This is a genomic window from Photobacterium malacitanum (genome assembly GCF_900185615.1).
Taxonomy (GTDB): Bacteria; Pseudomonadota; Gammaproteobacteria; order Enterobacterales; family Vibrionaceae; genus Photobacterium; species Photobacterium malacitanum.
Window position 1 is genome coordinate 1 of sequence record NZ_FYAK01000026.1, and the last position, 2,955, is coordinate 2,955.

2 protein-coding genes are annotated in these 2,955 nt (G+C 39.0%); both read right to left on the bottom strand.

Going from position 1 to position 2,955, the window contains the following annotated elements; translation table 11 throughout:
- The coding region (locus tag PMAL9190_RS19680; protein WP_306341483.1) for an Orn/Lys/Arg decarboxylase N-terminal domain-containing protein at window positions 1-670 on the bottom strand (670 nt) is incomplete at its 3' end.
- A gap of 220 nt (window positions 671-890) precedes the next feature.
- Window positions 891-2,216, bottom strand: a complete 1,326-nt coding sequence (gene potE, locus PMAL9190_RS19685) for a putrescine-ornithine antiporter (RefSeq protein ID WP_087846962.1) — start codon at window positions 2,214-2,216, stop codon at window positions 891-893.
- Window positions 2,217-2,955 lie beyond the last annotated feature (739 nt).

A 2,955-nucleotide genomic window follows, 5' to 3' on the forward strand; every position in this document is an offset into this window, starting at 1 on the left:
CAGCTTCAACTTCTGAATCTTTAAATGCGCCACTGTGGTCAAGTAATGAACCTAGTGCAGCACGCTCGATACCCATATCGGTACGGAACAAGTTTTCGCCGAAGAATTCAAAGAATTGGTTACCAGCTGGAGTTTTAGTAAAACCGATACCACCTTGGTGACCTGGAGCAGACCATGAGTATTCATGGATATCGTTGTAGTGCATCATCGCTTTCATGAACGGTGGTAACACTTGTGCACGGTAGCGACGCATTGAAGCAACGATACGACCTGCAACGAAATCAGCAGTGTCTTCTAGTACTGAGTAACACTCATCAACACGTTCCATTAACTGGCGGTTGTTAAGAATAGACGTACGAGCGCGTTCTGCTAGTAGAAATACTGGCACTTCAGATTGACGTGCTTGTAGTGCTGCTAACAAATCAACTTCTTCGTTAGAATTAACGATTTGCTCTTCAGTTTTTTCTAGTGCTAATACTAGGCTATCGATTTGGGTCGACATGATAACCGCACGTGCATCTTCATAAGAAGTCGCAGTAATGATATCGATAGTGCGGTTTTGTAGTTCAGCAATTAATGATTTAGTGGCACGATCTGCAAAGCTGTTTGGAGTAATGTTCTGGTGCTCAATAACGAGAGCACGCATTTTATTATTAGTACTATTGTTCATAATAACGCCTGAATAAAATGATGGATGACAGATGTGTTTTACCGCGACATAAAAAATATGAAGTAATAAAAGGTCTGTACGAATATTTTAGAATGGGAATAAATAAAGCTGATTATTAATAAGATTATTAATGGTTAGCGTATTTATTATTTATTCCCATTTTCCGTTCTAGCTTATTATTAATAAATTTCTTTATTGTCGAATTTATTAAATCTTTAAATTAGTTTGCTTTCACTTCAGGTTTAGTATCGCGAGCAGCGATGAAACCATAGAAGATGTAGCCAAGTAGTGTCAGGATAGTACCGCCGAATACTGCGGTTGCACCACAAGCATAGACACCATAGATACTGTAAAGAACAGCTAATGTACCCACGGTTGCACCTAAGCGGTATTGCTTTGGAGATACCATGTTCTTGCGAAGTAGTACTTCCAAACCTGTCATCGATAGGATGTAAGGCACCATGTTAATGAATACGGCAAGGTTCAATAGCGCGTTGAACTGGCTGATCAAGTTAGGAGAGATAGTCATCACTGCGAGTAATATCTCAGCTGCTAGCATGATTAACATACCTGCAATTGGTGCGCCTGCTTTGTTGGTTTTAGCAAAGATTTTAGGGAATAGACCTTCATCTGCAGCTGCTTTAGAAACCTGTGCGTTAGTGAACTGCCAGCCAAGTAGTGAGCCGATACATGCGATAACTGCAGCTAGAGTAACGATGTTACCTACCATAGGGTTAAACATGTGGCTGAATACTAGGCCAAACGGTGCAGTTGATGCTGCAAGTTCTGAGTTAGGAATGATACCTTGAATAACACCTGTCGATGCGATGTAAACGATCGCTGCGAAACCTGTACCAAAGAGTACAGCAAGTGGCACGTTACGCTCTGGGTTTTCAACCGCGTCAGAGTTAGCACCTGCAGATTCAATACCTAGGAAAGCCCATAAAGTCAATGCGATACCAGAAGATACAGAGTGCATAGTGGTGTCGTGGTGTGGGTTCCATGCGTTCATGAATGTTTGTGGATCGAACCACCACCAACCAATGATAGACAGACCTGCAACCGGAATAATGATACCCCAAACAGTGAACGCTGAGATTTGACCAGTGATTTTCGCACCGCCAAAGTTAGCCACCATAGTGAAGATAAGAATTGCAACTACACCATAGAAAGTGTGCATCGGTGTATCAAGCCAAGGCATAAATGGTTTGATGTAACCTAGCGCTGAAACGGCAATCGCCACACAGCTAATAACTAAACACACGTAATAAGTATAAGAAGAAATGAAAAAAGAGGATTTACCGTGTGCTTCTTGTGCGTAAGCTGACATACCGCCAGAGCGTTTACAAAATGCACCACACTTAGCGAATGTGTAAGCAATACACATTGCGCCTAGCGCAGTTACAATCCAAGATAACATTGAAATTGCACCAACTTGCGCCAAGCTTGCTGGTAGCATAATAATACCAGAGCCCATCATGTTAACTGCAACAAGTACAGTTAAGCCAACGAGTCCCATTTTTTTAGTGCCAGTATTCGATGACATTATATTCACCCGTGATTAGTGGAATGATAAACCTTATTTTGATTACGGTTTATCTTCATTGGAATAAAACCCAGTCCATGGTGAATTGTTTATTACGGAAGTAATAAAGAATTAATTATTTTATTAAATCGTTATCAATAAAATAATTAAAATATAACTCTTTACCATAAAAGTTATATTTTAAACTGAACTGTTAACCTTGTGTTCGAGACATATAATGCGCCGTTTTCATAAAAATAAAACCATAAAAACGGAATAAAGCATTGCAATTTTAGTGTTAAAGCTCGTGTTGAGTATCGTTATTCGACCATTTTTTTTTATAAAAATGGTAAATAGTGATGGGGCTGCATTTTTTTGTTATTAAATAACTGTATTAACAATGAGTTGAGATTCTTGCATGGTGGTAATCCACAATGCTACCAAAAAAAGGCTAAAAATAATTATGCTTCCAATGTGAGAATAAATTCAAACAGATTTTAAGAAGTATTTTTTTATTGTGAGGTTAAGAGAAATTTAATTTGTATTAGTGATAATTAAGTCTAAGTAAGTAATAACTGAATGAGTAGACACGAGTGCTATTGAGTAGTACTCAAAAAAAATCCCTCGCTAGAGTTAGCGAGGGATTGGTAGGGTAGTCACATTATCGCATTAAGCGATTATAGTGCGTCTTTTTTGATACAAAGAACGTGGTATTTACCGTCTTCGATCTCAGCGCCTTCAGTTTCGTGTTCAAAACCTG

Excerpts from the sequence above, each read along its gene's own strand:
- potE (WP_087846962.1), bottom strand. The coding sequence starts at position 2,216 with ATGTCATCGAATACTGGCACTAAAAAAATGGGACTCGTTGGCTTAACT.